Below are 24,773 nucleotides of genomic sequence, written 5' to 3' on the forward strand. Positions count from 1 at the left end.
CTTACGACGTGCCGTCAGGCGGCGCGCGTAACGAGTTCCGAAGCCGAGCACCGTGCCACCGCCGATGAGGATCCCGGCGACGACGGCCGGTTCACCGATCTCGGCCCCGGTGTGCGCCAGACCCGCGCCACTCGTGTTCGAGGGCTGAGGATGCGGCGTACCGGGCTGCACGGGTGTCGGCGTCACGGATGCGCTGGGCACCATCGTGGGCAATGAAGGAGAAGGAGATGGCGACGGTGAACCCGAGGCGCTCGGAGACACGGATTCGGACGGGGACTGGGACGGAGACTGAGACGGGGACGGGGACGGAGACTCGGATGGCGACTGCGAGGGAGATTCGGACTCTGACGGAGACGGAGACATCGACTCAGACGGAGACTCGGACGGCGATTCGCTCGGGGACTCAGAGGGGGACGCGGACTCAGACGGCGACTCACTTGGAGACTCCGAAGGTGACGGGGACTCAGAGGGCGACTCGCTCGGGGATTCACTCGGGGACTCGCTTGGAGACTCGCTTGGAGACTCTGAGGGAGATGGAGACTCAGACGGCGACTCGCTCGGGGATTCCGAAGGCGATGGGGACTCAGAGGGCGACTCGGAAGGCGACTCCGACGGGGACTCAGAGGGAGATTCCGACGGTGACTCTGACGGAGATTCGGAAGGCGACTCCGACGGGGATTCGGACGGAGACTCCGAGGGTGACTCTGACGGGGACTCTGACGGAGATTCGGAAGGCGACTCTGAGGGGGACTCCGATGGGGATTCCGTCGGGGTCACGGTCTCGCTCGGCGAGGGCGAGGCTTTGCAGTCGGGGATGCTTCCGTCGAAGGGGTACGCGTGGATCTCGGTTCCCGAGCCCTGGTGGATGATGTTTCCCGCGGCGTAGACGCGACCGTTCATTCCAGGTTGGCTCAGCGTGAGGGTGCCGGCCGGGTTTCCGGTGATGACCGAACCCTGGAACTGCGCGGAGCCCATGATGGTGGCCGACGTGGCGTTCGGGAAGTTCCACAGCAGATTCGGGCGCAGTGTGGTGAGCTGGTCACCAGCCGCGCCGCTGCCACTGTACGTATTGATCACCGGCGTGTCGCCGAGCATGTTGACCACGACCGTCGCCCCGGCGGGGATGTTGTTGAACTCGATGCCCACCACGCTGGTGGTCGAGCCGATGTTGCCCGGCACGTCGAACACCTGCAACGCGCTCGTGCCGTCACCGGTGAACGTCACCGTCGAGGGGGACACGGACACCGTGCCGTTGGCTGCGGTGTCGGCCGCGCACTTCGAGCGGCTCTCCAACTCCGCCACCAGGGACAGATAAGGAGTCGCCGCGCCCGTATCGTGGATGAGGGTACCCGTTGGGGCGATCGTGATCGTGCCGCTTGCGGTGCCCGCGTACCTGACGTTGCCCCAGGCTGTGGTGAGCGAGTCGGAGCCGCCGACGATCATCGTATTACCGGTGGTCACCGTCAGGTTGCCCCCGACGGTCAGGTAGTCGGCACCGTCTGGCGGTGGCACACGGGAGCCGACCGCGACACCGATGTTGTAGGAACCGGGATTGGTCCTTGCGATGCTCATGTCACCGAGCACGACGACCTTGCCCTCCGCCTCTGCCGCGCTCGCGGTGGCGGTGAAGCTGCCGCCTGCCAGCACGTTGATCGTGGCGTCGCGGCCCGGGAAGTCCCCGTTGTTCGGCGGCGGGAACGTGCTCGGGCACTGCGTCCCGCTGCACGGCCCCAGCGGCGGAGAAAGCGGGGAGGTGGACACGGCCGCACTGGCGGGTTTGACCGAGAACACGACGACGGCGGCTGCCACAAGAATCGCCGGGATCGGAGCCACGCCTTTGACGGCGCGCATGAGACGGCTTCGCGACACGAGTATGTTCTCCTCCGTCATTCAGGCACTTCCAGGCGTCCATGGCGGTGCACTGCACACCTGGCAGGGAATTGTCTTGATCACACACCGTGCCGACACGAGTGCCGAAAGTGCCACACCGATCCGTGCGGGTGGTTCCCCCGATCGGCCCCCGCCGGTTCACCCAAGTGGCCTCGGGGCGGGCACTCGAATGGCGGCTAACCGGCGGATCGGGTACTCGCACGCGGCCCGTTCCGCGACGCGCGGACTTGGGCAGATCACGTACGAGCGCTGCGGCCCACCTCGCCGCGTTCCGCTACCAGCATGTGATCGGCGCGTTCGGCGCTGAGCGCGTGAGCGTGTGAGCGTGAAGACCGCGCCGCTGAAGCACTGCTGAAGCATTCAGGCGCTGAGTAAGGAAAGGCATCATGACCCCGACCGGCGAAACGGCCGCCCCGTTCACCGTACGCAAGATCACTTCTCGCATCGGCGCTCAGGTCATCGGCGTCGACCTATCCGAGCCGCTCGATCCCGACATCGTCGCCGCGATCCGTGACGCACTCAATGTGCACAAGGCCCTGGTCTTCACCGACGTCGGCCTCGACGACGAGGGCCAGCAGCGGTTCGCCCGCTACTTCGGCGAGCTGACCTCGGCTCACCCGACCGTGCCCGCCGTCGAGGGAGCGCCCAACATCATGGCCGTCGACAGCGAGGGAGGCGCCTCGAACCACTGGCACACGGACGTCACCTTCATCGTCAACCCGCCGCAGCTGAGCACCCTGCGAAGCATCGTGATACCGCCGTACGGCGGCGAGACGCTGATCACCAACGCGGCCGCAGCCTACCGCGACCTGCCCGCGCCGCTGCGCACGTTCGCCGACACGCTCTGGGCCGTGCACACCAACGAAAGTGACCGCGAGGCCGCCCCGGAATCGCTGGACGAAAAGGCGCGCGAACTGCGGGCCATGTTCACCTCGACCGTGTATCAGACCGTGCACCCGGTCGTGCGTGTGCACCCGCTGACCGGCGAGCGGGGCCTGTTCATCGGAAGCTGGGCGCAGCGCATCGTGGGCCTGAGCTTCTCCGAGTCGCGCAAGATCCTGGACCTGTTGCAGGCCTATGTCACCCGCCCGGAGAACATCCTGCGCTGGAGCTGGTCGCCGAACCAGTTGCTGCTCTTCGACAACCGCATCACCCAGCACTACGCGATCGACAACTACGACCAGCTGCCCCGGCGGCTGAACCGCGTCACCGTGGCCGGCGACGTGCCGGTCGGCGTCGACGGCACGTCGAGCTACCCGATCTCGGGCGACGCCTCGCACTACTCCCCTGTGGCCGCCGCGGCGTAGCGGTGTCGGCGGGTTGGCTGGTGATCGGCACGGCTGCTCAGCGTGATGACTGTTCAGCAGTGACGACGGACGGGATGTCCTCGCGTGCCCGCGGTCACCAGGATCTTGCGGTCATGGCGGGAATCGCCGTCTTCACCTTTCAGGGAAGGGAAGCCACTTTCCATAACCGGCACGCGTCGTAGTATCACTAGCGACCGCTTGCTTGAGCGGTTCAGTATTCATCAATACTACGTACGGTCACTGATCGTGCCGGCTCCGTCACGAAATCGTGGCTGACAATGCGCGTGTGGATCTCAGTGTCCGTCGCGATCACAGCATCGCAGACGTCGTACCGACGTCGCACTGACTCTGCGTAACCGGCTTGACGGGAACCACCTGTCGCGATCATCTCAAGGGGAGATTTCGCAGAATACCCCCAAACCGGCCAGTGGAGGTTCACAGGCCGTACGGATGCTTATTAGGGTGGGGGCCCGGGTAACTAACGGCTATATCTCGTGAGACGGATGGTGACGGATGACCGGCCAGGGACTCCGGGGCGCTCATGTGACAACGAAGCGGGGGAACAGTCCGGTCGCGCGCAGATCCGCGGGCCTCGGAATCGACGCGCGCGGCGCGGGACACACCCTGCGGGGCGGCAGACAGGTGCTGCGGCCGGTATCGGTGTCCATCCGCCCGGGTTCGCTGGTCGCCATCATCGGACCAAGCGGCTCCGGCAAGACCCTGCTGCTCGACGCGCTCGCCGGGGTCACCCTGCCGACCGATGGCGTGGTGCTGCACGACGGCGCGACCTGTCGGCCGAGCGACGACCTGGCCGCCGCGCCGATCGGTTACGTGCCACAGGACGACATCATCCACCAGTCCCTCCCGCTTGACAAAACCCTGCGATACGCGGCGCGGCTGCGGCTGCCCGCGCGCACCACGCAGGACCAGATCGACCAGGAGGTCGCCGAGGTCCTCGCCGCACTCGGGCTGACCGCCCAGGCGAACACGCAGGTCAGGCTGCTCAGCGGCGGTGAGCGCAAGCGCGCGAGCATCGCGGTCGAGCTGCTGTCCCGGCCCAACGCGCTGTTCCTGGACGAGCCGACCTCGGGGCTCGACCCCGCGATCGCCGCCGACCTGGTGGAACTGCTCAGCCGGATCGCCGCGGCCGGCACCACCGTGGTGTTCACCAGCCACAACCCGCAGGACCTGGCGGGCGCCAGCCTGGTGCTCGTGCTCGCCGCGCACGGTCAACTCGCCTTCGCCGACTCGCCGGCGAACGCGCTGGCCCACTTCCGCGCGCAGAGCTACGACGAGATCTACCGGCGGCTGGTCGCCGAGCCGGACCCGGACGTGTGGGCCGCGCGGCTGCCCGCCGAGGCGCCCACCGCGGCGCCGGTCAGCCAGGTCAAGACCCGCGGCCCGGTGCAGAGCCCCGGAAAGCGGCTTGGCGGCTTCGGCCAGTGGCTGCTGCTGACCCGGCGCAGCCTCGACCTGCTCACCCGCAGCTGGCTGACACTGGCGATCCTGCTCGGCTCACCGCTGATCATCATCCTGATGTTCCTGATGATGTTCCGGCCCGGCGCCTTCGCCAACGGCTCGCAGAGCCCGAACACCTCGATGATGATCATCTTCTGGATAGCCTTCGGCGGCTTCTTCTTCGGGCTGACCTACGGCCTCTCGCAGATCAGCGACGAGTTCCCGATCCTGCGCCGGGAGCGGATCGTCGGCGTGCGCATCGCACCGTATCTGGCCTCGAAGTTCACCATGCTGCTGCCGGTCCTGGCCGCCGTGGACGCGCTGTTGCTGCTCACCCTGAGCGCCACGAACCGGCTGCCCTCCTTCGACGCGGCCGACTGGGGCCGGATGTTCGTGACCCTGCTGCTGTGCTCCGCCGCCGCGCTCACCCTCGGCCTGCTGGCCGCCGCCGCGGTCTCCTCGCCGTCGCAGGCCACGCTGATGCTGCCGATGCTCTGCTTCCCGCAGGTGCTCTTCGTCGGCGCCTTCCTGCCCGTCCCGGTGATGGCGCTGCCCGGCAGGGTCCTGAGCTACCTGATGTCCAACCGCTGGGCCTTCGACGCGCTCGGCAACACCGCGGGCCTGCCGCAGCTGTGGCGGTCCGGCGGCTCGTCACTCGGGCCGCCGCTGCTCCAGTCGTACGGCGACACCTTCGACGGTTCCGTTCCGAGGGAGTGGATGCTACTGGCCGGCTTCATGCTCGTCTTCCTCATCGCGGCAGGACTGGTCCTCGCCCGCAAGACCCCGCGTAGGCGGCGCACCAGCCGCTGAGCGCGCGGCAGCGCGGCCGCAGTGCGACGCGGACCGCGCCCGGCCACCGGCACATCCCGCCGGACGGCCGTCGGACCCTGCACACCTCCGCCACCCCGGGGCGAAGAGATGATCAAGACGCTTTTCCAGACCAACACCCGGCTGCGCTCCGGCGAGCCGGCCCGATTCCTGTCCGACTATCCACAGTACGAGCGCACCAGGATGCTCGACGAGGTGCGCCGTACCGAGTACACGCACCTCGACCGCACCGGCCACGTCTATCTCGACTACACCGGCGCCTGCCTGGCCGCCTCCGCGCAGTACCGTGCGCACGCCGAACGGCTCACCGATCAGTGTTTCGGCAATCCGCACTCGGAGAACCCGGCCTCCCGCGCCTCCACCGAGCGGATCGAGCGCGCCCGCTCCGCGGTACTCGCCCACTTCAACGCCGATCCCACCGAGTACGCGGCGATCTTCACCGCGAACGCCACCGCGGCCTGCCGCCTGGTCGGCGAGTCGTACCGCTTCGAGCACGACAACCGGTTCGTGCTCACCTTCGACAACCACAACTCCATCAACGGCATCCGCGAGTACGCCCGCGCGAGCCGCACCGCGGTGCAATACGTCCCCGGCGACACCGAGGATCTGCGTACTGACACCGAACTGGTGCGCACCGCGCTGGCGAAGCACGTCATCGGGCGGCGTGGTTCGGCCGGGCTGTTCGCGTACCCCGCGCAGAGCAACTTCTCCGGGGTGCGCCATCCGCTGGACTGGATCGAAGTGGCGCATCAGCAGGGCTTCGACGTCCTGCTCGACGCCGCCGCCTACGCGCCGACCAAACGGCTGGACCTGTCCGCGGTGCAGCCGGACTTCGTGACGATCAGCTGGTACAAGCTCTTCGGCTATCCGACGGGCCTCGGCTGCCTGGTCGCCAGGCGCGAGGCGCTGGCCCGGCTGCGCAGGCCGTGGTTCTCCGGCGGCACCATCCAGGCGGTCAGTGTGCAGGGCGACTGGCACGCCATGGCGTCCGACGAGTCGGCCTTCGAGGACGGCACGGTCAACTTCCTCGCGATCCCGGACGTCGAGTTCGGTCTGCGCTGGCTGCACACGCTGGGGCTGGACGCGATCGGCGAGCGGGTGAACGGCCTGACCGGCTGGATGCTGGACCGGCTCGGCGAACTGTCGCACGGAAACGGCGCGCCGATGGTGCGCATCTACGGCCCGCGCGACACCGAGGAACGCGGTGGCACGGTCGCTTTCAACTTCCTCGACCCGCAGGGCCGGGTGGTCGACGAGCGGCTGGTCGAGCGGGAAGCGGCGGCGGCGCGGATCAGTCTGCGCACCGGCTGCTTCTGCAACCCGGGCGCCGGCGAACTGGCCTTCGGCATCGGGCGCAGCGCGTTACGCGGACGCATCGGCCGCCGGGTCCGCACGATCGACGAGTACCTGCACAGCCTGCGACTGCCGAGCGGAGGGGCGGTACGCGTCTCTCTCGGCCTGGTCTCGAACATCGCGGACGTCGAGACCTTCATCGCGTGGGCCGAGCGAACCTATCAGGACCGGCCGGCCGACATCGAGGGTCTGCCCCCGAGGGAGCGTTGCTGACCGGCATAGAGCGCACAGCGCATAGAGACAGCGCATAGGGGAGGGAGAGTAAGAGGGCGAAGGGGGACGCAGTGCCCGACGATGTCGGGCCGACGCCGGCCCGGGACGCGACACTGCGCAGGCTGGTCTAGGGGGTGTATGAGCTGTGGGGTCGGATCAGGGCGTGGCGCATGTGCGTGCGATCGCAAGGCGAGGGTCGTTCCCGGAGTAGTTGTCCGGGGACGATCCGACAACGCGGCGAGCGTGCGCGACAGGTGACGCGACCCCGGCTCCGCAGCTCGAACACCCCACCCCCTAGGCCGAACGCGTGGTGTTCGGCTTCTCCCTCACCTTCTTTCCGCCGTTCGTCGCAATGGAACAAGGAGCACTTCCACACCGTGCACCTACGCTGTCATTTCCGGCGGCGGCGGACGCTTTACGGCGCACCGAGCGCGATTCGCGTCTCGGGCGGCGGCAGCAGCGGCAGTTCGTCCTGCAAGAGCTCGCGGCGCGCGGCTACGGCTGCCCGAGCGACGCCGACGCACTGACTGACGCATCAGAGCTGGCTCGCTAGAGCCAGTCGCGGCGGCGGAAGGCGATGTAGAGCCCGATCGACAACGTGATGATGATGCCGTTGGAGGTCCAGAAGCCCGCCGTCGTCTGGAAGCCGGGGTACGGCAGGTTCTGCCCGTACCACCCGGTCACCGCCGTGGGCACCGCGATGATGGCCGCCCAGCTGGTGACCTTCTTCATGATCAGGTTCATCCGGTTGCCCTGGATGGCCAGTTGGGTCTCGCGGATGGTGCCGATCAGATCGCGCAGGTTGTCCGTCCACTCCGCCGCGCGGATCGCGTGGTCGTAGACGTCCTGGTAGTACGGGGCCAGCTCGCTTGAGCCGTTGCCGATCTCGTGCCGCAGATGGACCAGGCTGTTGACCACCTCGCGCATCGGGGTGATCACCCGGCGGGCGGTGAGCAGGGCGCGGCGCAACCGGTACAGCCGGAGCATCTCGTCCCCGCTCGGATTGCCGCCCATGTCGAAGACCTGGTCGCTGAGCTCCTCGACCTCGTCGTCGAAGACCTGTAGGGCCCTGAAGTAGCCGTCCACCACGTGGTCGAGCAGCGCCCAGAGCAGGAAGCCGCAGCCGTGCGACGCCAGGTCGGCCGAGCCGTCCCAGCGCGCCACCACGTCCTCGATGTCGAACTCGCCCGCTTGGTGCACCGTGATCAGGGCCTGCCGGGTCATGAACGCGGTCACCGGGACCGGTTCCAGTTGCAGGTCGTCGCCGACCCGCACGGCGTACGCGTAGAACAGTTGGTGGCCCTCGTAGCGGTCCACCTTGGGCCGCTGCCGACCGCGCAGGACGTCCTCGACGGCCAGCTCGTGCAGTCCCAGTTCCTCGGCCAGTTCGTCGAGTTCCTTGGGCGTGGGATCGGGCAGGTCGAGCCACACGGTGGCGTCCTTGTGACCGAGCCAGTCGGACACGTCCGCCATCGGGAAGTTCTCGGCCACCAGACGACCGTCACGGTAGGCGCGGCTACGCCGCTGGACCGCCGCGTCGCCCGGGTCATTAGTCACCACCTTGCGAGGATAGCCGCGGTATCAGTGGCGCGGATTCGACGGGCCCGCCACCCGAAAGACTTTCGCAACATTCGGTCGGCACTGCGCGCACCACAGCTGCCAGCCCTGGGAGTATTCGGGCCGGAATCCACCGAGCGGCCGATCGCCTTGACAGCAAACCAGCCCGCGAGCACGCTCCGAGTGCGGATTTTGTTTCGCAAAATTTTCGAAACCTTTCGAGACGAGAGGGACAAGCATGCCAGACCCTCGCCCACAGCCACGGCATGAGCTTTCCCGGCGGTCGTTCCTCGGAGGCGTCGGCGCGGTCGCGCTCGGCATCACCGCCCTGGAGGCGGCCACGGCCGACCCGGCAACAGCCGCCGAGAGCACCGGCCTGGCCGACGGCCAAGCGGCCACCGCTTCCGCGGCCGCTTCCGCCACGTCCGCGAGCACGATCGCCCCGCGCCCTTACTTCCCGTCCGATGTCACGCAGATCCCGGCGACGACCAGCCTGCCGGACCTGTTCACGTTCTTCGGCCCGAACGCCGACCCGGACGGCCTCGGCACGGTGACGCAGGCGTCACAGTGGCCCGCCCGTGCGGCTGAATTATCAGATCTGATGCAGTATTACCTCTACGGATACAAGCACCCGACGCCGGAGGACGGCTCGGTGTTCCGGCGGATACCGGTCCCGGCGAAGACCATCGTCGACTTCGGCGCCGTGTTCAGCTTCTCGACCTTCTCGGTCAATCTGCCGGCGGGCTCGTACAACCTGGACTTCTCCACGTTCGTGATCACCCCGGTCATGGACTTCGTCGCGATGCAGCCCTACACCGCTCCCATGGGCTACCAGAGCTGGGCCGTCGGGGACACCTGGAACACTCCGGCACACGCCGGCCTGCTCACCGTCGTCCCGGCGACCACGGCGATGGTCGTCGACGTCACCGACCCCGGCGCCGCCGGAAGCACGACCGCGACGATCAAACTCGACGCGTTCGAGGTACCGCAGCGCGGCGTGGACACGGACATCGCCGGGCCGTACCCGTCGGTGCTCGTGGTCGGCGGCCTGTCGGCGCAGCAGGTCGCCACCCTCAAGGCCAACGGGTACGGCTACGTCGCGATGAACACGGGCTCGGTCTACTCCGATGGAGCGAACAACCCGCACACCGGCGCCTACAACCAGCTCTACCCGTACCAGGCGGGCGTCTACGAGTTCGACAGCGGCGCGCTGATGGGCTGGGCCTGGGGGATCAGCCGCATCGTCGACGCGATCAAGAACGACGCGGCAGGCGCCGGCCTGTACAACCTCGACTGGCGGGCCACCGCCGTGACCGGCGTCTCCCGCAACGGCAAGGCGGCGGCGATGGCGGCGGCGTTCGACGAACGCATCGCGGTCGCCGCGCCGAGCGATCCGGGCGGCGGCGGCCTGACCGGCTTTCGCGACCGTACCGAGAGCGAGATGTTCACCTACAACGTCCCGGCCGGCCAGGACCAGATCTACTCCCTCAACGAGCTGTGCCAGCGGGCGATCGGCAATCCGAGCGAATCGGCCTGGTTCACCTCGAAGGCCCAGGACTTCCTGCCCGACAGGACGGACCACTCGCCGTTCGACCTGCACGCCGTCGCGGCGCTCGTCGCGCCGAGGCCGTTCATCCTGTGGACCGGCGAGGCGCAGCAGGCCTGGCTGGGCTCGCCGAGCTCGGTGCTGTCGATGCAGGCCGCCAGGGAGGCGTACGAGCTGATCGGCGCAGGGGACGACATCGCCTGGGTGGTGCGCGACGCGCAGCACGCCAACCAGGACCGGGACCTGCCCGATCTCATCGCGATCATGGACCGGGCCTTCGGCCGCAGCAGGACGCTGACGCGCCGTCACTTCGCGAGCCTCGCCGACTCGAACGGCGGGGCGATCGACGGCAGCGGCGTGATCTATCCCGAGGCGACGTTCGCCTCGATCGCCGCTATGACGCGTAACCCGTACGACGTCGAGAACTACCTCGTGCAGTGGTCGCGCCCAGGCAAGTACGTCCTGTGGAGTGAGGACACGTACGTGACCGCGGGCATGCCTCGTGTGCTGACGTTCCACACCGACGCGCATCAGGTCTACCTCACGCTTCCGGATGGCAGCCGTCTGATGGAGGCCGCGCCGCACGGCGTCGCGACGTTCGCGCTCACCGCCGACCAAGCGCAGGCCGGGCGATTCATCGCCGAGACTAAGGGCGTGGACAAGGACCACCGGCGGATCGAACTGGCCGGATTCTCGCTGAGCGACGCGCTGCGGCACGGTCTCAACCTCACCAGCGGGGTGCCGGACGGGATGGCCGTCGGCTTCTCCAGCCCGCTGGCCAACTGGGCCTCCTCGGACAGTCCGGTCCAGCTGTACGTCAACGGCGGCCTGCTCACGGCGAGCATCGCCGACGACGGACAGCACCAGGGCTACATCGAGCGGTACGGCGCCTCGCTCAAGCTGCCGGGCGCCCCGGCCGGTCCGTGGGACGGCTCGACGCTCTTCCGGTTCGCCGTGCGGAACATCAGGCTTCAGGCACTGCCGGGCTTCACCTTCGCGGTCGAGCTGCGGCTGGCGAAGACGCGGGTGCCCAACTTCTTCGGGCAGCTGGTCAACGGCTTCTCCTCGGCGTTCGGCGAGAAACCGAGCTGGAGCTCGCAAGACCTACAGAACACGCCGCTGTCAGGGAACTTCAACGGTCACTGGCCACTGTACCCGAACACCGTCGGCGACACCGGGGCGCGCCCGGCCACGAACCCGGTCACGACGGCGTTCAGCGCGACGATCGCCGTGAGCGACGCGAGTGACAGCGGCCTGACGCTCCGCTTCAGCGAGCCGCTCGACCCGGACGAGTTCGGAGTAGGCCTCGACACGGTCTCGTCGTGGACCACGCAGTGGGCTGCCGACAACACGTCGGTCCGGCTCGTGTACGGTAGCCCGCTCGCCGCGCGCGGGGACGTCAACGTGATCGTGTTCCGGGCCGCGGACACCGGCGGGAACATGATCGGCGGGCCCGTGCGCCTCACTGCGTAGTCACCTCGCGCAGCCACGTCGCATGGTGGCAAGAGCGCTGATATGCCGCTGGAGGCGAGCCGACCGTCGGCGGTCGGCTCGCCTCCAGCGTTAATGGCCTGTCATGGGAACGGGATGAACGGCACCGTGAAGTGGACGGGGCCGTCGAGAGCTGACTCGTTCCCGGCGGCGTCCACGGCCACGACGTACACGGCGTGCGTCGGACCCGACGGCAGGGTCAGGGTCACGCCGGTGGTCGTCGTGCCGGCGAGCACCGTCGAGCCCTCATAGAGCCGGTATCCCGTGACGGGATCGGCACTGGCCGGCTGGCTCCACGCGAGCGTGACGTTACCGGTGTTGGAACTGGAGCTCGGGCTCTGACTCGTCACCGCCAGCCCCGTCGGGGCGGTGGGCCGTGCGGACGGACCGGACAGCGTGGTCGCGGTGACCGGCGCGCTCTGCGCGGACGCGCCGCACGCGCCGCCATTGGCCACGGCCTGGACCGCGACCGAGTAGGACGCGGTGCTCGCCGAGGGAAGGCCGGTGACCACGGCCGAGGACCCGTCAACCGTCGCGACCTGCGTCCCGGAGCGGTAGACCACGAAGCCGGAGGACTGGACTCTGGACACCCACGACAGCGCGACGGTCGACGCCGAGCGGGGCGCGACCGTGAGCGCGACCGGTGGAGGCACCACGGTGTCGCAGGGCTGAGTCGAGGTTGCCGCTGAGCCGCTCTGCGCCGACTCCCCGCCCGTCGAGTCGAGCGCTGAGACAGTGAACTGATGCGCGGTGTCCCGCCACAGCCCGGTCACCGTCGCCGCGGTGCCGGACACCGCCGCGACCTGCGTGCCGCCGTCATAGACCGCGTAGCTCGCGGCGGACGCCGAGGCCGTCCAGGACAGCGACACCGACGAGTTGGTCGTGCCGGTCACGGCCAGCCCGCTCGGCGCGGCCGGACGCGAGGCGGAGCCGGCCAGCGTGGTGACCGACAGCGCCGGACTCGTGTGCAGCGTTCCGTTGCAGTCGCGGCGCGCCACCGCGACACTGTGCGTCGAGGCCGGTGCGAGCCCGCTGATCCGGGCGCTGTCGAGCGTCGTCTGCGCGACGGTCGCTGCGTCGAGCAGGACCACCAGCGTGCCGGGCTCGTCGTAGTAGGGCTCGGCGTTGGACCAGGACAGCGACAGTCCGGACGCGGTGACGCCGCTCGCGGCCAGGTTGCTCGGCGTGGTGAATCCGCACGCGAACGGACCGCCCTCGATCGCGGTACGGGAGATCGCCGCGCTGGCCGCGGATTCCAGCCCGGACTGGTCGACCGCGGTCACGGTGTAAGTGTGCGTACTGTCAAAGACCAGGTTGCCGATGGTCACGTGGGTGGTCGTGTTGCGCGCCACGACCGTGCCGCCCTCGTAGACCTGGAAGTAGACCGGCCTGGTGCCGGTCGCGGGCTCGGTCCAGGAAAGCGTGATCGATGTGGCGCCGTTCGTGGCGTACAACCGCTGGGGTGTCGCGGGTCCGCCCGCGGCGGCCGCCGGGCCGCCGATCCCACTGACCGCGACGGCCATTCCCAATGCGAGTATCACGGTGCGTCGTTGCACGGTGCTCACCTCCGGCGACAGGACAGCGTGCCCGCCGCCGAGAGTCAACGGACACTGATTGCCATGCCCCTCGATCACGGCGTTTGGCGCCCGATCGCTGAAGCTTTCAGCCTGCCGCAGCCCGCCGACCTCCATCCCTAGAGGATGACAGGCATAAGGGGCCGAACTATCATCACAGCATCCGATGAATGACCCGGTTTTCAACCATCAGTGACATTTCAGTGACATTGCAGAGCCCGCCGACGCACGCACGCGGTACCGGCCGCGCCGTCACGTCGCGCGGGACGGGGGCACCGCGCATCACGGCACATCAGGACTGTGAGGCATCGGGGACGCCGGTGTCGAGCGCGCCGGGCCGGTCCCGGCCCCTTCTCGACTCACCCGAGGAGAAAATACGATGCCTGAGAAAGCCACCCTGTACAACTCCCCGGTGATCCGCGACGGCGATGGGACGGTCCGCGTGCTGTTCGCCGGCGAGCACCCGGGTTTCCACGACCCCGGATACCGGGAGCACCGGGCGATGATCGCCCGCGCCGCGCTGGAGCACACGCCGGGGACGGCCCCGGCTCACGTCGAGTACACCGAGCAGGAGCACGACATCTGGCGGCTGGTGAGCGCCGAGCTCGCGGTGCAGCACGAGCAGCACGCGTGCGCGCAGTACCTTGACGCGGTCGCGAGCCTGAAGCTGCCCGCCGACCGGATACCGCAGCTCGCCGAGGTGTCCGCGGCGCTGGAGCAGCTCACCGGATTCCGCTTCGCCCCGGCCGCCGGGCTTGAGGAGGCGCGCACGTTCTACGGGGCGCTGGCACAGCGCCGCTTCCACGCGACGCAGTACATCCGGCACCGCTCCACCCCGCGGTTCTCCACCGAGCCGGACATGATCCACGAGATCGTCGGCCACGGCGCCGCCCTCGCGTCCGCACGGTGGGCCGACGTCTACGAGCTCGTCGGGCGCACCATCGAGCGGCTGGCCTCGCCCGACGCGGTCGAACTGGTCTCGCGGGTCTTCTGGTTCACGCTGGAGTGCGGGCTGGTGCGCGAGCGGGGCGAGGTGAAGATCTTCGGCGCCAGCCTGCTGTCCTCGTGCGGCGAGATGGACCAGTTCAGCCAGGTCGCGATCCGGGCGCTCGACGTGCCGGCGATGGCCGGCCAGGGCTACCGGGCCGACACGTACCAGCAGGTGCTGTTCTGCGCGGACTCGTTCGGCCACATGGAGGACTTCCTGATGGGCTTCCTGGACTCGGTGGACGACGCGAGCCCGCAGGCCATGGTCCCGGCCGGCATCCGCAGCGCCTGAACGGTCGGACCGTGAGCCCGCGCACGCAGTCACAGGAGTCTGACGAACCGCTGCCTGACGAGTTGCCGTCCGGGGCCCCGCCGATCCCGCTCTCGTATGCCCAGCGCGGGCTGTGGCACCATTTCCGGCTGCGCGGCCCCACTCCCGTCTACAACCTGCCCTTCACCGTCAGGCTCGTCGGCGAACTGGACCGCGCGGCGCTGGAGCAGGCGTTCGCCGACCTCGTCAGGCGGCACGACGCGCTGCGCAGCGTCTTCCTCGACGTGGACGGCGAGCCCTTCCAGCGGGTGCTCGACCCGGGCCGGGCCCGGCCGGCCTTCGTGTATCAGGACTGCGATCCGCGGCGCTTCGAGGAAACGCTCGGCGCCGCCGTGCGTTACCGGTTCGATCTCGCCCGCGAGCTGCCGGTCCGCGCCTGGCTGTTCGGCCTCGGCGACCGGGAGCACGTGCTTCTGATCCTGATTCACCACATCTCCGGCGACGGCTGGTCGGTGGGGCCGCTGCGCCGCGACCTTTCGTCGGCCTACGCGGCGCGGACCGCCGGCCGCGCGCCGCAGTGGGCGCCGCTGCCGGCGGCTTACGGCGATTTCGTGCGGTGGGAACGGGAATCCCTCGGCGACGCGGACGATCCCGAGAGCGCACATGCCAGAGCACTGAGTTACTGGACGCGCACGCTGGCGGGGCTGCCGGACGAGCTCGCCCTGCCCTTCGACAACGCACGGCCCGCCATCGCCGGCCAGCGCGGCGGGCAGACCTCGTTCCGGCTCGATCCGGCGCTGCACGCGCGGCTCGTCGAGTTGGCCCGCCGGAGCCGGGCCACCGTCTTCATGGTGGCGCAGGCCGTCCTGGCGACCCTGCTGTCACGGCTCGGCGCCGGAACGGACATCCCGGTGGGCACCGTGGTCGCCGGGCGTGCGAACGAGGAGTTCGACGAGCTCGTCGGAATGTTCGTCAACACGGTGGTGCTGCGCACGGACGTCTCCGGGAATCCGGCGCTGCGCACGGTGATCGACCGGGTCAGGGACGCCAACCTGTCCGCACTCGAACACCTGGGCCTGCCGTTCGAGCTGCTGGTGGATTCGCTGAATCCGGCCCGCACGCTCAACCGCCACCCGCTGTTCCAAGTGCAGCTCGCCTACGAGGTCGCGACCGGCGACGGGCTGGACCTGCCGAGGCTGGAGAGCCGCGAGCTGCGCGCGGAGCTGGCGGTGGCGAAACTCGACCTCCTGTTCCACCTGGTCGAACGGTACGCGCCCGACGGGCGGCCGCTCGGCGTCGACGCAGTGATCGAATACGCGGCGGACCTGTTCGACCGGGCGACGGTGCAGGCCGTCGCCCGCCGTCTGGTGCGCGTGTTCGAGGCTGCCGCGAACGACGCGGACATCGCGATCGCCGACATCGACATCCTCGACGAGCGGGAACGCCGGTGGCTGGACGCCGCCACGGCCCCGGCTCACGCGGAGCCAACCCGGCGACAGCGCCCTGACTTGCTCCCGTTGTCGTTCGCGCAGCGGCGCTTGTGGTTCCTGGACCGGTTGGAGGGACCGAACCACACCTATGACATCCCGCTCGCGGTGCGCATGTCCGGCGAGTTGGACCACGATGCCCTACACGCCGCACTCGTCGACGTCATCACCAGGCACGAGATCTTGCGCACGGTCTTCCCCGAGTCGGACGGCCAGCCGTGGCAGCGCGTACTGGACGCGGACGACGCACTCGCGCAGCCCGCCGTGGCGAACGTGCCGGTATCCGAGGACGAACTCGACGACGCGCTGGCCCGCGCCGCGCGACACGAGTTCGACCTGGCGGCGCGGCCGCCGCTTCGCCTGACGCTGTTCACCCTCGGCCCGCGCGAGCACCTGCTCCTGCTGGTCATGCACCACATCACAAGTGACGGCTGGTCGACGGTGCCCCTGCTACGCGACCTCGCCGCGGCCTACGAGAGCCGCTGCCAGGGGCGCGCCCCTGGCTGGGACGCGCTGCCGATGCAGTATGCCGATTACGCCATCCGGCAGGACCGGATGCTCGGCGGCCACCGGGCGACTGCGCCGGACGAGCGAATCATGCGCCAGTTGGACTATTGGACGGCAACGCTCGCCGGCCTGCCCGCTCAGCTGCATCTGCCAGCCGCCCGGCCACGCTCACGGGAGTTCGACTTCCGCGGCGAGGAAGCCGTGTTCCGCATTCCCCCGCAGGTGCACCGCGGACTGCTGCGCCTGGCCCGGGAGAGCCGGACGACCCTGTTCATGGTCCTGCAAACCGGGCTCAGCGCCCTGCTGACCAGGGTGGGCGCGGGCACGGACATCCCGATCGGGACGGCGGTCGCCGGGCGCGCCGACGAGGAGCTCGACGACCTGGTGGGCTTCTTCGTCAACACCCTGGTCCTGCGGGTGGACACCTCGGGCGGGCCCGCGTTCCGTGAGCTGCTCGACCGTGTCCGGTCCGTCGACCTCGATGCTTTCTCACACCAGGACCTGCCGTTCGAGCGGCTCGTGGAGGCGCTCAACCCCGAGCGTATCCTCGGCGTCAATCCACTGTTCCAGGTGATGCTGGTGATGCAGGATCACCCGGACGAGGCCATCCGGGTTCCCGGCCTTGAGCTGCGCGTCATCGACGACATCCCGTCGGACGTGGCCAAGTTCGACCTCTCGTTCACGTTCCGGGAGCGTCGTGGCTCCGACGGTTCGGCGGACGGTGTCGAAGGCTCCGTCGAGTACCGCACCGACCTGTTCGAGCACGGCGCCGCCGAGGCGATGGCCGCTCGCCTCACCCGCTTGCTGGCGGCCGTGGCCGCAGAGCCAGGGCTGCCGATCGGGCAGATCGAGATCCTGAGCGGCGACGAACGCCGACGTCTGCTGACGGACTGGAACGGCGCCGAGCGCCCGGCCCCGGCGGCGACCGTGTCCGAGCTGTTCGAGGCGCAGGCGGCCCGCACGCCGAACGCGATTGCCGTGGCCGGCCCGGGAACGGGCACGACGCTCACATACGGCCAGCTCAACGCCCGCGCCAATGGGCTGGCCCGGCGCCTCGTAGAACTGGGCGTCCGACCCGAAACACCGGTGGCGGTGTTGATGGAGCGTTCAGTAGAGCTCCTCGTCACGCTACTGGCCGTGATGAAGGCGGGCGGCGTCTACGTGCCGCTGCATGGCGCATATCCGCTACGGCGGATGCGGTGGGTGCTGGACGACGTCGGCACGTCGATCCTTCTCGTCGATCGGACGACGGAAACCCACGACCTGGTAGGGGATGCCGATCCGGGCATGCACATCGTCGTAGTCGGCGACGCGCCTTTTGACGCAGACGCAGACGCAGCGACAGGGAGCAGCGCCAACCTCGGGATCGCGAGCGTCGCCGAGCAGCTTATGTACATCATGTACACGTCCGGCTCAACGGGGAGGCCCAAGGGCGTGGCGATCACGCATCGCAACGTCGTGAGCATGGTCCTCGATCGATGCTGGCTAGGCGGCAACCAGGAACGCGTTCTGTTCCACGCCCCGCACGCCTTCGACGCCTCGACCTATGAGTTGTGGGTGCCACTGCTGCAAGGCGGCCGGGTCGTCGTAACGCCTCCCACCGATGTGGACGCTCCCGTGCTGCGATCGCTGATCGCGCGGGAGGGAATCACCGCCGTCCATGTGACCGCGGGGCTGTTCCGGGTGATCGCCGAAGCGGACCCCGAATGCTTCGCCGGGGTGCGTGAAGTCCTGACCGGCGGCGACGTCGTCTCGCCCGCCGCGGTGTGCAGCGTGCTCGACGCACTTCCGGGCGTCGTGGTCAGACACCTGTACGGCCCGACCGAGATAACGCTGGCCGCCACTCAGTACCCGGTCAGCTCATCAGACCAGGTGCCGCCGCACGCCCTGCCGATCGGCCGACCGATGGACAATACTCGTATTTACGTATTGGATAACGCGCTGCGTTTGGTGCCCGAGGGCGTCGTTGGCGAGTTGTACATCGCCAGCGAAGGTCTGGCGCGCGGATATGTGAACCGACCGGGTTTGACCGCCGAGCGGTTCATAGCTGATCCGTTCGGCCCGCCGGGATCCCGGATGTACCGGACCGGCGATCTGGCCCGCTGGAACGCGGCAGGCACCCTGGAGTTCGCGGGACGCGTCGACGATCAGGCCAAGGTGCGCGGGTTCCGCGTCGAGCCGGGCGAGATCGAGGCCGTGGTCATGCGGCATCCGCAGGTCAGCCAAGCCGCGGTGGTGGTTCGCGAGGACCGGGCAGGTGACAAGCGACTGATCGCATACGTCGTCCAGGCACCAGAGGACGCGGCCGTGGACGTGGACCCAGCCGATGTCCAGGCGTTCGTCGGCGCAAATCTTCCGGAGTACATGGTTCCCGCTGCGGTCGTCGTGCTGAACGCGCTACCACTCACCTCGAACGGCAAGCTCGACCGCCACGCCCTACCGGCGCCCGCGGCGCGGGTCTCCGGTTCGGTACGCGGACCACGCACTGCGCGAGAGGAGATCCTGTGCGGACTGTTCGCGCAGATCCTCGACGTTCCACAGGTCGGGATCGACGACGGTTTCTTCGAGTTGGGCGGGCACTCGCTGGCTGCGGCGCGGCTGATGGCCCGGGTGCGGTCCACGTTCGGTGTCGAACTTCCGCTGCGGGTGATGTTCGAGTCGCCGACGGTCGAGGGCATCGCGCGCCGGATCGAGCACGGCCTGTCGGAAGTCGCGTTCGGCGCACTACTGGCGCTGCGGGCAAGCGGCGACCTCACGCCGCTGTTCTGCGTGCACCCGGCGCTCGGGTTCGGCTGGAGCTACGCCGCGCTGCTGCCGCACCTGCCCGACCGGATGCCCGTGTACGCGTTGCAGACGACGAAGGTCGACGCGTCCGACACGCGATACGGCGACATGGCCCACATCGCGGCCCACTACATCGACCGGATCCGCACGGTTCAACCGACCGGCCCGTACCGCCTGCTCGGCTGGTCCTTCGGCGGACTGGTCGCCTTCGAGATGGCGGCGCAGCTGGAGCGGGCAGGCGAGCGGGTCGAACTGCTGGCCGTGCTGGATGCGCTGCCGGAACTGCGGGAATTGGGTATGCCGCGTGCGCAGGACGAGCCCGCCGATCAGGCGGCGTTGCGGATCCTGCATGCGGGCGGCGGGGCACCGGCCGACCTCACCGGTGCCGATCTGCTCGACATGGCCGAGATGCTGGAAACCAACCACAGCATCATGAGCGCCTACCGGCCAGGGCGGATCCAGAGCGAGCTGCTCCTGTTCAGCGCCGCGGACGAGGGGATGTCCGCCGAGCAGAAGGCGCGGCTTTGGGCGCCGCACGCAAGCGCGATCCGCGTGCACGACGTCGCCAGCGGCCACTACGGGATGATGGCGGACGCCCCAGCCCGGCAGATCGCGCAGGTCCTCGGCGCAGTTTTGGGCACCGGTGACCGGCCGGGCTCAGGGTTGGACGAGGGCTAGTGCCCCGCCGACTGCGCCACCACCGCGGAGGTCGTCGGGATGTCGCGCATGCCGCGCAGCGGGGAGAAGAACAGCCACAACCCGGACGAGCACCCGCCGACGACCGCGATCCACAGCGTCTGCTGCACTCCGAGCGCGGAGCCCAGCACGCCGCCGGCCACACCGCCGAGCGGCAGCGTGCCCCAGTTGATCCATCGCGAGGTGGCGCTCACGCGCGCGAGCAGTTCCGGCGGGGTGGTTGCCTGCCGGTAGCTGAGCAGGGCGACGGCGCACACGGTGGCCGAGAACGTCCAGGACATCCAGCCGACCGCGAACAGCAGTACCCGGGCGCCCGGCCCGGCGGCCGGGATCAGCAGGCCGGGCAGCGAGAACACCGTCATCGCCAGCCAGCAGACCCGCGCCGAGCCGATCGTGCGGGCCAGCCAGCCCGATGTCAGACCGCCGACGACGCCGCCGACCGCGCCGAGCGCCAGCAGCAGCCCGACGTAGCCCGGGTGCAGGTGCAGGTTGCGCACCAAGAAGAGCGGGCCGAGCGATTCGACCATGACGACGAAGAAGTTCGCGCTGCCGCTCCACAGCACGCCGCGCAGCAGGATCGGCTCGCGCAGCACGTAGTGCAGGCCGACGCGGATCTGCTCGCGGAACCCGGGCCGCTCGCCGTCCACGTGCTCGGCGACCGGCGGCTCCTTCTTGCGGATGGCCAGCAGCGAGGCGGCCGACGCCAGGAAGGACGCCGCGTCGGCGGTCATCGCCGCCGCCGCGCCGAACAGGCCGACCAGCCCGGCGCCGAGGCCGGGCCCGGCGATCTGCGCGAAGGACTGCGTGGTGCCGAGCTTGCCGTTGCCGTCCATGAGCTGCTCGCGGTCCAGCAGCGTGGGCAGGTAGGCCGGATAGGCGACCGAGAAGAACACGCTGAGCACGCTGGAGATCAGCGCCACCGCGTAGAGCTGGCCGAGGGTCAGCGCACCCGCCGCGGCGGCCACCGGAATCGAGCCGATCACCACCAGCCTGGCCAGGTCGCTCCACACCATCACCCGGCGCTTTCCGAGCCGTTCGACGATCGCCCCGGCGGGCAGCGACACCAGCAGATACGCGATGGTCTCCGCGGTCGACACCAGACCGACCTCAAGCGTGGTCGCCCGCAGCGCGACCACCGCGACCAGCGGCATGGCCAGCACCGAGATCTGCGACCCGATCTCGCTGACCGTCTGGCCGCCCCACAGCAGCAGGAAATCCCGATGCCGCCAGAGCGCGGCCCGCCCGATCGCCCCGTCCGCCATTCGCAAGATGATATCAGCTTTCTGCGACATAGGCAACCACCTGGCACCGAAGGCCGCGCACGCACGAAAGGCTCCGGACACCATGCAGGACACAGCGGGTATGGACACAGCCGGTATGGACGTGGACAGCGTCCTTCATCCCTTCACCGATCTCGCCAGGCATCACGGTTCGGGCCCGCTGGTCATCGAGCGGGGGCGCGGCATCCACGTCTACGACGAGCAGGGGCGGGAGTACATCGAGGGCATCGCCGGGCTGTGGTCGACCTCGCTCGGGTTCGGGGTGGAGGAGTTGGCGCAGACCGCCGCCGAGGAGATGCGGCGGCTCGGCTCGTACCACCTGGCCGACGGCAAGTCCCACCCGAAGGTGGTCCGGCTCGCCGCGAAGCTGCTGGAGGTCGCGCCCGCGCCCTTCTCCAAAGTCTTCTTCACCGGGTCGGGCTCCGAGGCGAACGACACGCAGATCAAGCTGCTGTGGCACTACAACAACCTGCGCGGCAGGCGAAAGAAGAAGAAGATCATCAGTCGCGCCAACTCGTACCACGGCTCCACTCTCGCCGCCGCCAGCCTGACCGGTCTCGGCTCCTTCCACCACGGCTTCGACCTGCCGCTGCCGTTCGCGAAGCAGACGACCTGCCCCTCGCGCTTCCACAACGCGGAGCCCGGCGAGAGCGACGAGGAGTTCACCACCCGGCTCGCCCGGAACCTGGAGGAGCTGATCCTCACGGAGGGCCCCGAGACGATCGCCGGGTTCATCGCGGAGCCGGTGATCGGGTCCGGCGGGATCATCCCGCCGCCGGACGGGTACTTCGAGAAGGTTCAAGAGGTACTGCGCAGGCACGACGTGCGGCTGATCGACGACGAGGTGATCACGGGCTTCGGGCGGCTCGGCGCGTACTGGGGCGCGCAGGTGTACGGGATGGAACCGCAGACGCTGTCCTGCTCCAAAGCGCTTTCATCGGGTTATATGCCGATCGCCGCAGTGTTGCTCGACGAGGAACTCTCCAGCGTGCTGGTCACCAAGCGGCGCAACCTCGGGCCGTTCGGCCACGGCTTCACCTTCGGCGGGCACCCCACCGCGGCAGCCGTCGCGCTGAAGGTGCTGGAGCTGATGGAGGAGCGTGACGTGGTCGGGCACGTGCGCGGCGTCGCCCCGTCATTCCTCAAGCGGATCGAGGAGCTCTCCGCGCACCCCCTGGTCGGCGACGCCCGCGGCGTCGGCCTGATCGGCGGGCTGCACCTGGTCGCCGACAAGCGCGGCCGTAAGCCGCTCCCGCTCAACAGCGGGGTGGCCGTCCACTGCGCCGAGGCGGCACAGCGGCACGGCCTGATCGTGCGCGCACTCGGCGACGTGATCGCTCTCGCACCGCCGCTGATCATCGAGGAGGACGAGATCGGGGAGCTGTTCGCCCGCCTCGAACGAGCCCTCGACGACACGTATCACTGGGCACGCGGCAAGGACATCGTCGGCTCGGCCGGGGAAGGGTGACCGGCTGACCGGTCAAGGTCCACCGGGCCGGGGCCCGGCGTCATCCCAGCAGCTTGAGATGTTCCTCCCGGGCGAGGCCGAAGCGGATCGCCCGGGAGACGATCGCCTCCCGCTGCCAGTCCGCCCGCGAGCCGGGGTCGTGTCCTGGCCACTGCCTGATCTGTAGCTTGCGCGCGAGGTAGCGGATGTGGAAGTTGACCGCCGCGCTGGTGATTTCGCGGCATTCGGCCAGGCCGTGCAGCCTGCGGGTGATCTCGGAGGTGTTGGGGATGACCATGCTGGCGGCATCGCGCAACCGCGGCTCGCACAGGGCGACCAGGACGAGGAAGTACTTCGCGCCCTCGTCGAGCAGGAACGCGGCGGCCATCTGCCCGGCCCCGGCCTGTGGGTCCGGGACGTGCAGGTAGGCCGGCTCCGGGGCCTTGACGACCAGCGACAGCAGGCCCTTGGCCGACGCCAGCCGGACTCGGGCGCAGGTGAAGGGAATCGGCATGTCCAGGCGGCCGGGCGGCACGCGCAGGTACTCCCCGCCTCCCTCGTCGTTCTCGACCACGTACGTGCGCACCCGGCTCAGGTTGGTGATGAGCCAGAAACCCGCGTCCGCCCGGATGCGGCCGGCCACCGGCTCGGCGCCCGGGTCCTCAAGCGGGACGTCGACCGGGTCCTGCGCGCTGCCCAGGCCGAAGGTGACCTCCTGCCCGCGGTCCACCGCCACGCTGTGGACCGGCTCGCCCGGCAGCCCCGGCGACTCGACGATCAGCGTGCTCACCCGCCGCCCCCGACCCCGACCCGGCCGCCGCGGCCGGCCCGCCGCGGCGTCAAGCGCACATCGAGCCTGGCCAGGCCGTGCAGGAAGTTCGACGGTACGCGGCCCGGCTCCCCCACCGCCTCGATGGCGTCGACCCGGTGGATCAGCACGCCGAGCAGGCAGCGCAGTTCGAGCCGCGCGAGCACCGAGCCGATGCAGTAGTGCGGGCCGCCGCCGAAGCTCAGATGCGGATTCGGGCTGCGCTCCACCAGGAACCGGTCGGGTTGCGCGAAGACCTGCTCGTCGCGGTTGCAGGAGGGGATCCACACCACGACCCGATCACCGCGGCGCACCGGCGCGGACCCGAGTTCGGCATCGGCCGTGGCCGTCCGCATGGCGTGCATCGGCGGCGAGGCCCAGCGCAGGATCTCCTCGACCGCGCCGTCGAGCAGTTCGGGCCGGGCCTTGAGCGCCTGCCACTGCTCCGGGTGCTGATGAAAGGCGAGCAGGGCGCCCGAGGCTGCGTGCGGCGTGGTCTCAAGGCCGCCGTTGACCAGGCCGTCGCAGTTGAGGACCACCTCGTCGTCCGTCAGCGGCCTGCCGTCCGGCGCGGCCTGGGCGAGCCCGGTGACGAAGTCGTCTGCGGGCTCGGCGCGGCGCTGGTCGAGTTGGTCCGCGAAGTAGCCGAGGATCTGCGTGTGCGCGAGCGTTCGGGCCGCAGACGCCGACGCGCCACGGCCGGCGTCGTCGAAGGCTGCCGCGGCGAGAGCGGCCAGTTGATCCCAGTCCTCGGCGGGCACGTTCATCATCCCGAACAGCGCCCAGGCAGGCATCCCGACCGTGAGCTCGGTGACCGCGTCGAACTCGCCGCCCGCGTCGAGCAGTTCCCTGACGCGCTCGTCCACCCGCCGGGTGAGCTCGGGCAGCAGCCCGGACAGCGTCCGGCCGTTGAACCACGGCGCGTGCGCCGCGCGCAACCGGCGATGCGCATCGCCGTCGGCGACGACCATCATCCGGCCGGCCGCGGCGGCGACGCCCGCCGGGTCGGCGCCGAGCCGCATGCCCGAGGTCGAGGTGAACGCCTGGGTGTTCTTGAGCACGGCGGCGCCTTCACGGTGCGTCGTCACCGACCAGTAGCCGCCGAAGCCGGCGGACTCGGTCCAGGCGACGGGGTGGTTGTGGCGGGCCCACCGCCAAGCCGCCATGTAGTCGCCGCCCGCGTAGAAGTGCGGGTCCGCGGGATCCGTATCCGCCCGCGTGGCAGACCAGATGGGGCAGCGCGACTGCGCGTGCGCCTGGGCCGGGGACTGCGACTGTGGCTGCATCGA

Annotated in this window: 13 protein-coding genes and 2 pseudogenes; 8 read left to right on the forward strand and 7 right to left on the reverse strand. The window is 69.5% G+C overall.

Going from position 1 to position 24,773, the window contains the following annotated elements:
* Positions 1–186: pseudogene (locus VGS97_RS09070) on the reverse strand (hypothetical protein); the annotation flags it as partial.
* Between the two features lie 693 nt (positions 187–879).
* A pseudogene (locus tag VGS97_RS29790) lies at positions 880–1,890 on the reverse strand (choice-of-anchor A family protein); the annotation flags it as partial.
* Positions 1,891–2,276: 386 nt separating this feature from the next.
* On the opposite strand from VGS97_RS29790, the gene VGS97_RS09080 reads away from it, so the two are divergent.
* The 4 genes from VGS97_RS09080 to VGS97_RS09095 all read left to right on the forward strand — a co-directional run bounded on the left by VGS97_RS09080 (position 2,277) and on the right by VGS97_RS09095 (position 7,602).
* Entirely contained in the window at positions 2,277–3,197 is a 921-nt protein-coding gene (locus VGS97_RS09080; RefSeq protein ID WP_326852858.1) for a TauD/TfdA family dioxygenase, read from the forward strand.
* 543 nt (positions 3,198–3,740) lie between these two features.
* Positions 3,741–5,465, forward strand: a complete 1,725-nt coding sequence (locus VGS97_RS09085; protein WP_326852859.1) for an ATP-binding cassette domain-containing protein — start codon at positions 3,741–3,743, stop codon at positions 5,463–5,465.
* 108 nt (positions 5,466–5,573) lie between these two features.
* On the forward strand, positions 5,574–7,049 hold the full coding sequence (locus VGS97_RS09090; protein ID WP_326852860.1) for an aminotransferase class V-fold PLP-dependent enzyme: 1,476 nt from the start codon (positions 5,574–5,576) through the stop codon (positions 7,047–7,049).
* Between the two features lie 307 nt (positions 7,050–7,356).
* Positions 7,357–7,602 carry a hypothetical protein gene (locus VGS97_RS09095; protein ID WP_326852861.1) on the forward strand — a complete coding sequence of 82 codons (246 nt, stop codon included), beginning with the start codon at positions 7,357–7,359 and terminating at the stop codon, positions 7,600–7,602.
* Here the strand turns inward: VGS97_RS09095 and VGS97_RS09100 are convergent.
* Positions 7,599–8,609 (reverse strand): magnesium transporter CorA family protein, encoded by a 1,011-nt coding sequence (locus tag VGS97_RS09100; RefSeq protein WP_326852862.1) that lies wholly within the window; start codon positions 8,607–8,609, stop codon positions 7,599–7,601. The genes VGS97_RS09095 and VGS97_RS09100 overlap by 4 nt on opposite strands.
* 235 nt (positions 8,610–8,844) lie before the next feature.
* Here VGS97_RS09100 and VGS97_RS09105 point away from each other — a divergent pair, with 235 nt between their 5' ends.
* On the forward strand, positions 8,845–11,625 hold the full coding sequence (locus tag VGS97_RS09105; protein ID WP_326852863.1) for a hypothetical protein: 2,781 nt from the start codon (positions 8,845–8,847) through the stop codon (positions 11,623–11,625).
* 101 nt (positions 11,626–11,726) lie between these two features.
* Here the strand turns inward: VGS97_RS09105 and VGS97_RS09110 are convergent, their stop codons facing one another.
* A complete protein-coding gene (locus VGS97_RS09110; RefSeq protein WP_326852864.1) occupies positions 11,727–13,199 on the reverse strand; it encodes a hypothetical protein in 1,473 nt (490 codons plus the stop codon).
* 397 nt (positions 13,200–13,596) lie between these two features.
* On the opposite strand from VGS97_RS09110, the gene VGS97_RS09115 reads away from it, so the two are divergent.
* Together VGS97_RS09115 and VGS97_RS09120 are read left to right on the forward strand one after the other, a co-directional pair.
* Positions 13,597–14,496, forward strand: a complete 900-nt coding sequence (locus VGS97_RS09115; protein ID WP_326852865.1) for a phenylalanine 4-monooxygenase — start codon at positions 13,597–13,599, stop codon at positions 14,494–14,496.
* 11 nt (positions 14,497–14,507) lie between these two features.
* Positions 14,508–19,931 (forward strand): non-ribosomal peptide synthetase, encoded by a 5,424-nt coding sequence (locus tag VGS97_RS09120; protein ID WP_326852866.1) that lies wholly within the window; start codon positions 14,508–14,510, stop codon positions 19,929–19,931.
* Here VGS97_RS09120 and VGS97_RS09125 read toward each other — a convergent pair.
* Complete coding sequence (locus VGS97_RS09125; RefSeq protein ID WP_326852867.1) at positions 19,928–21,211, reverse strand: MFS transporter; 1,284 nt, start codon at positions 21,209–21,211, stop codon at positions 19,928–19,930. The genes VGS97_RS09120 and VGS97_RS09125 overlap by 4 nt on opposite strands.
* Positions 21,212–21,311: 100 nt before the next feature.
* Between VGS97_RS09125 and VGS97_RS09130 the strand changes: the two genes are divergently transcribed.
* The gene (locus tag VGS97_RS09130; protein WP_326852868.1) at positions 21,312–22,697 is read left to right on the forward strand and encodes an aminotransferase; all 1,386 of its coding nucleotides are present in this window, start codon (positions 21,312–21,314) and stop codon (positions 22,695–22,697) included.
* Positions 22,698–22,737: 40 nt separating this feature from the next.
* Here VGS97_RS09130 and VGS97_RS09135 read toward each other — a convergent pair whose 3' ends face one another.
* The gene (locus tag VGS97_RS09135) at positions 22,738–23,466 is read right to left on the reverse strand and encodes a serine/threonine protein kinase (RefSeq protein WP_326852869.1); all 729 of its coding nucleotides are present in this window, start codon (positions 23,464–23,466) and stop codon (positions 22,738–22,740) included.
* Entirely contained in the window at positions 23,463–24,770 is a 1,308-nt protein-coding gene (locus VGS97_RS09140) for a cytochrome P450 (protein WP_326852870.1), read from the reverse strand. The genes VGS97_RS09135 and VGS97_RS09140 overlap by 4 nt, the downstream gene beginning before the upstream one ends.
* Between the last annotated feature and the right edge of the window lie 3 nt (positions 24,771–24,773).

Origin of the sequence: Actinocrinis sp., assembly GCF_035946395.1 — a bacterium.
Lineage (GTDB): Bacteria > Actinomycetota > Actinomycetes > Streptomycetales > Catenulisporaceae > Actinocrinis.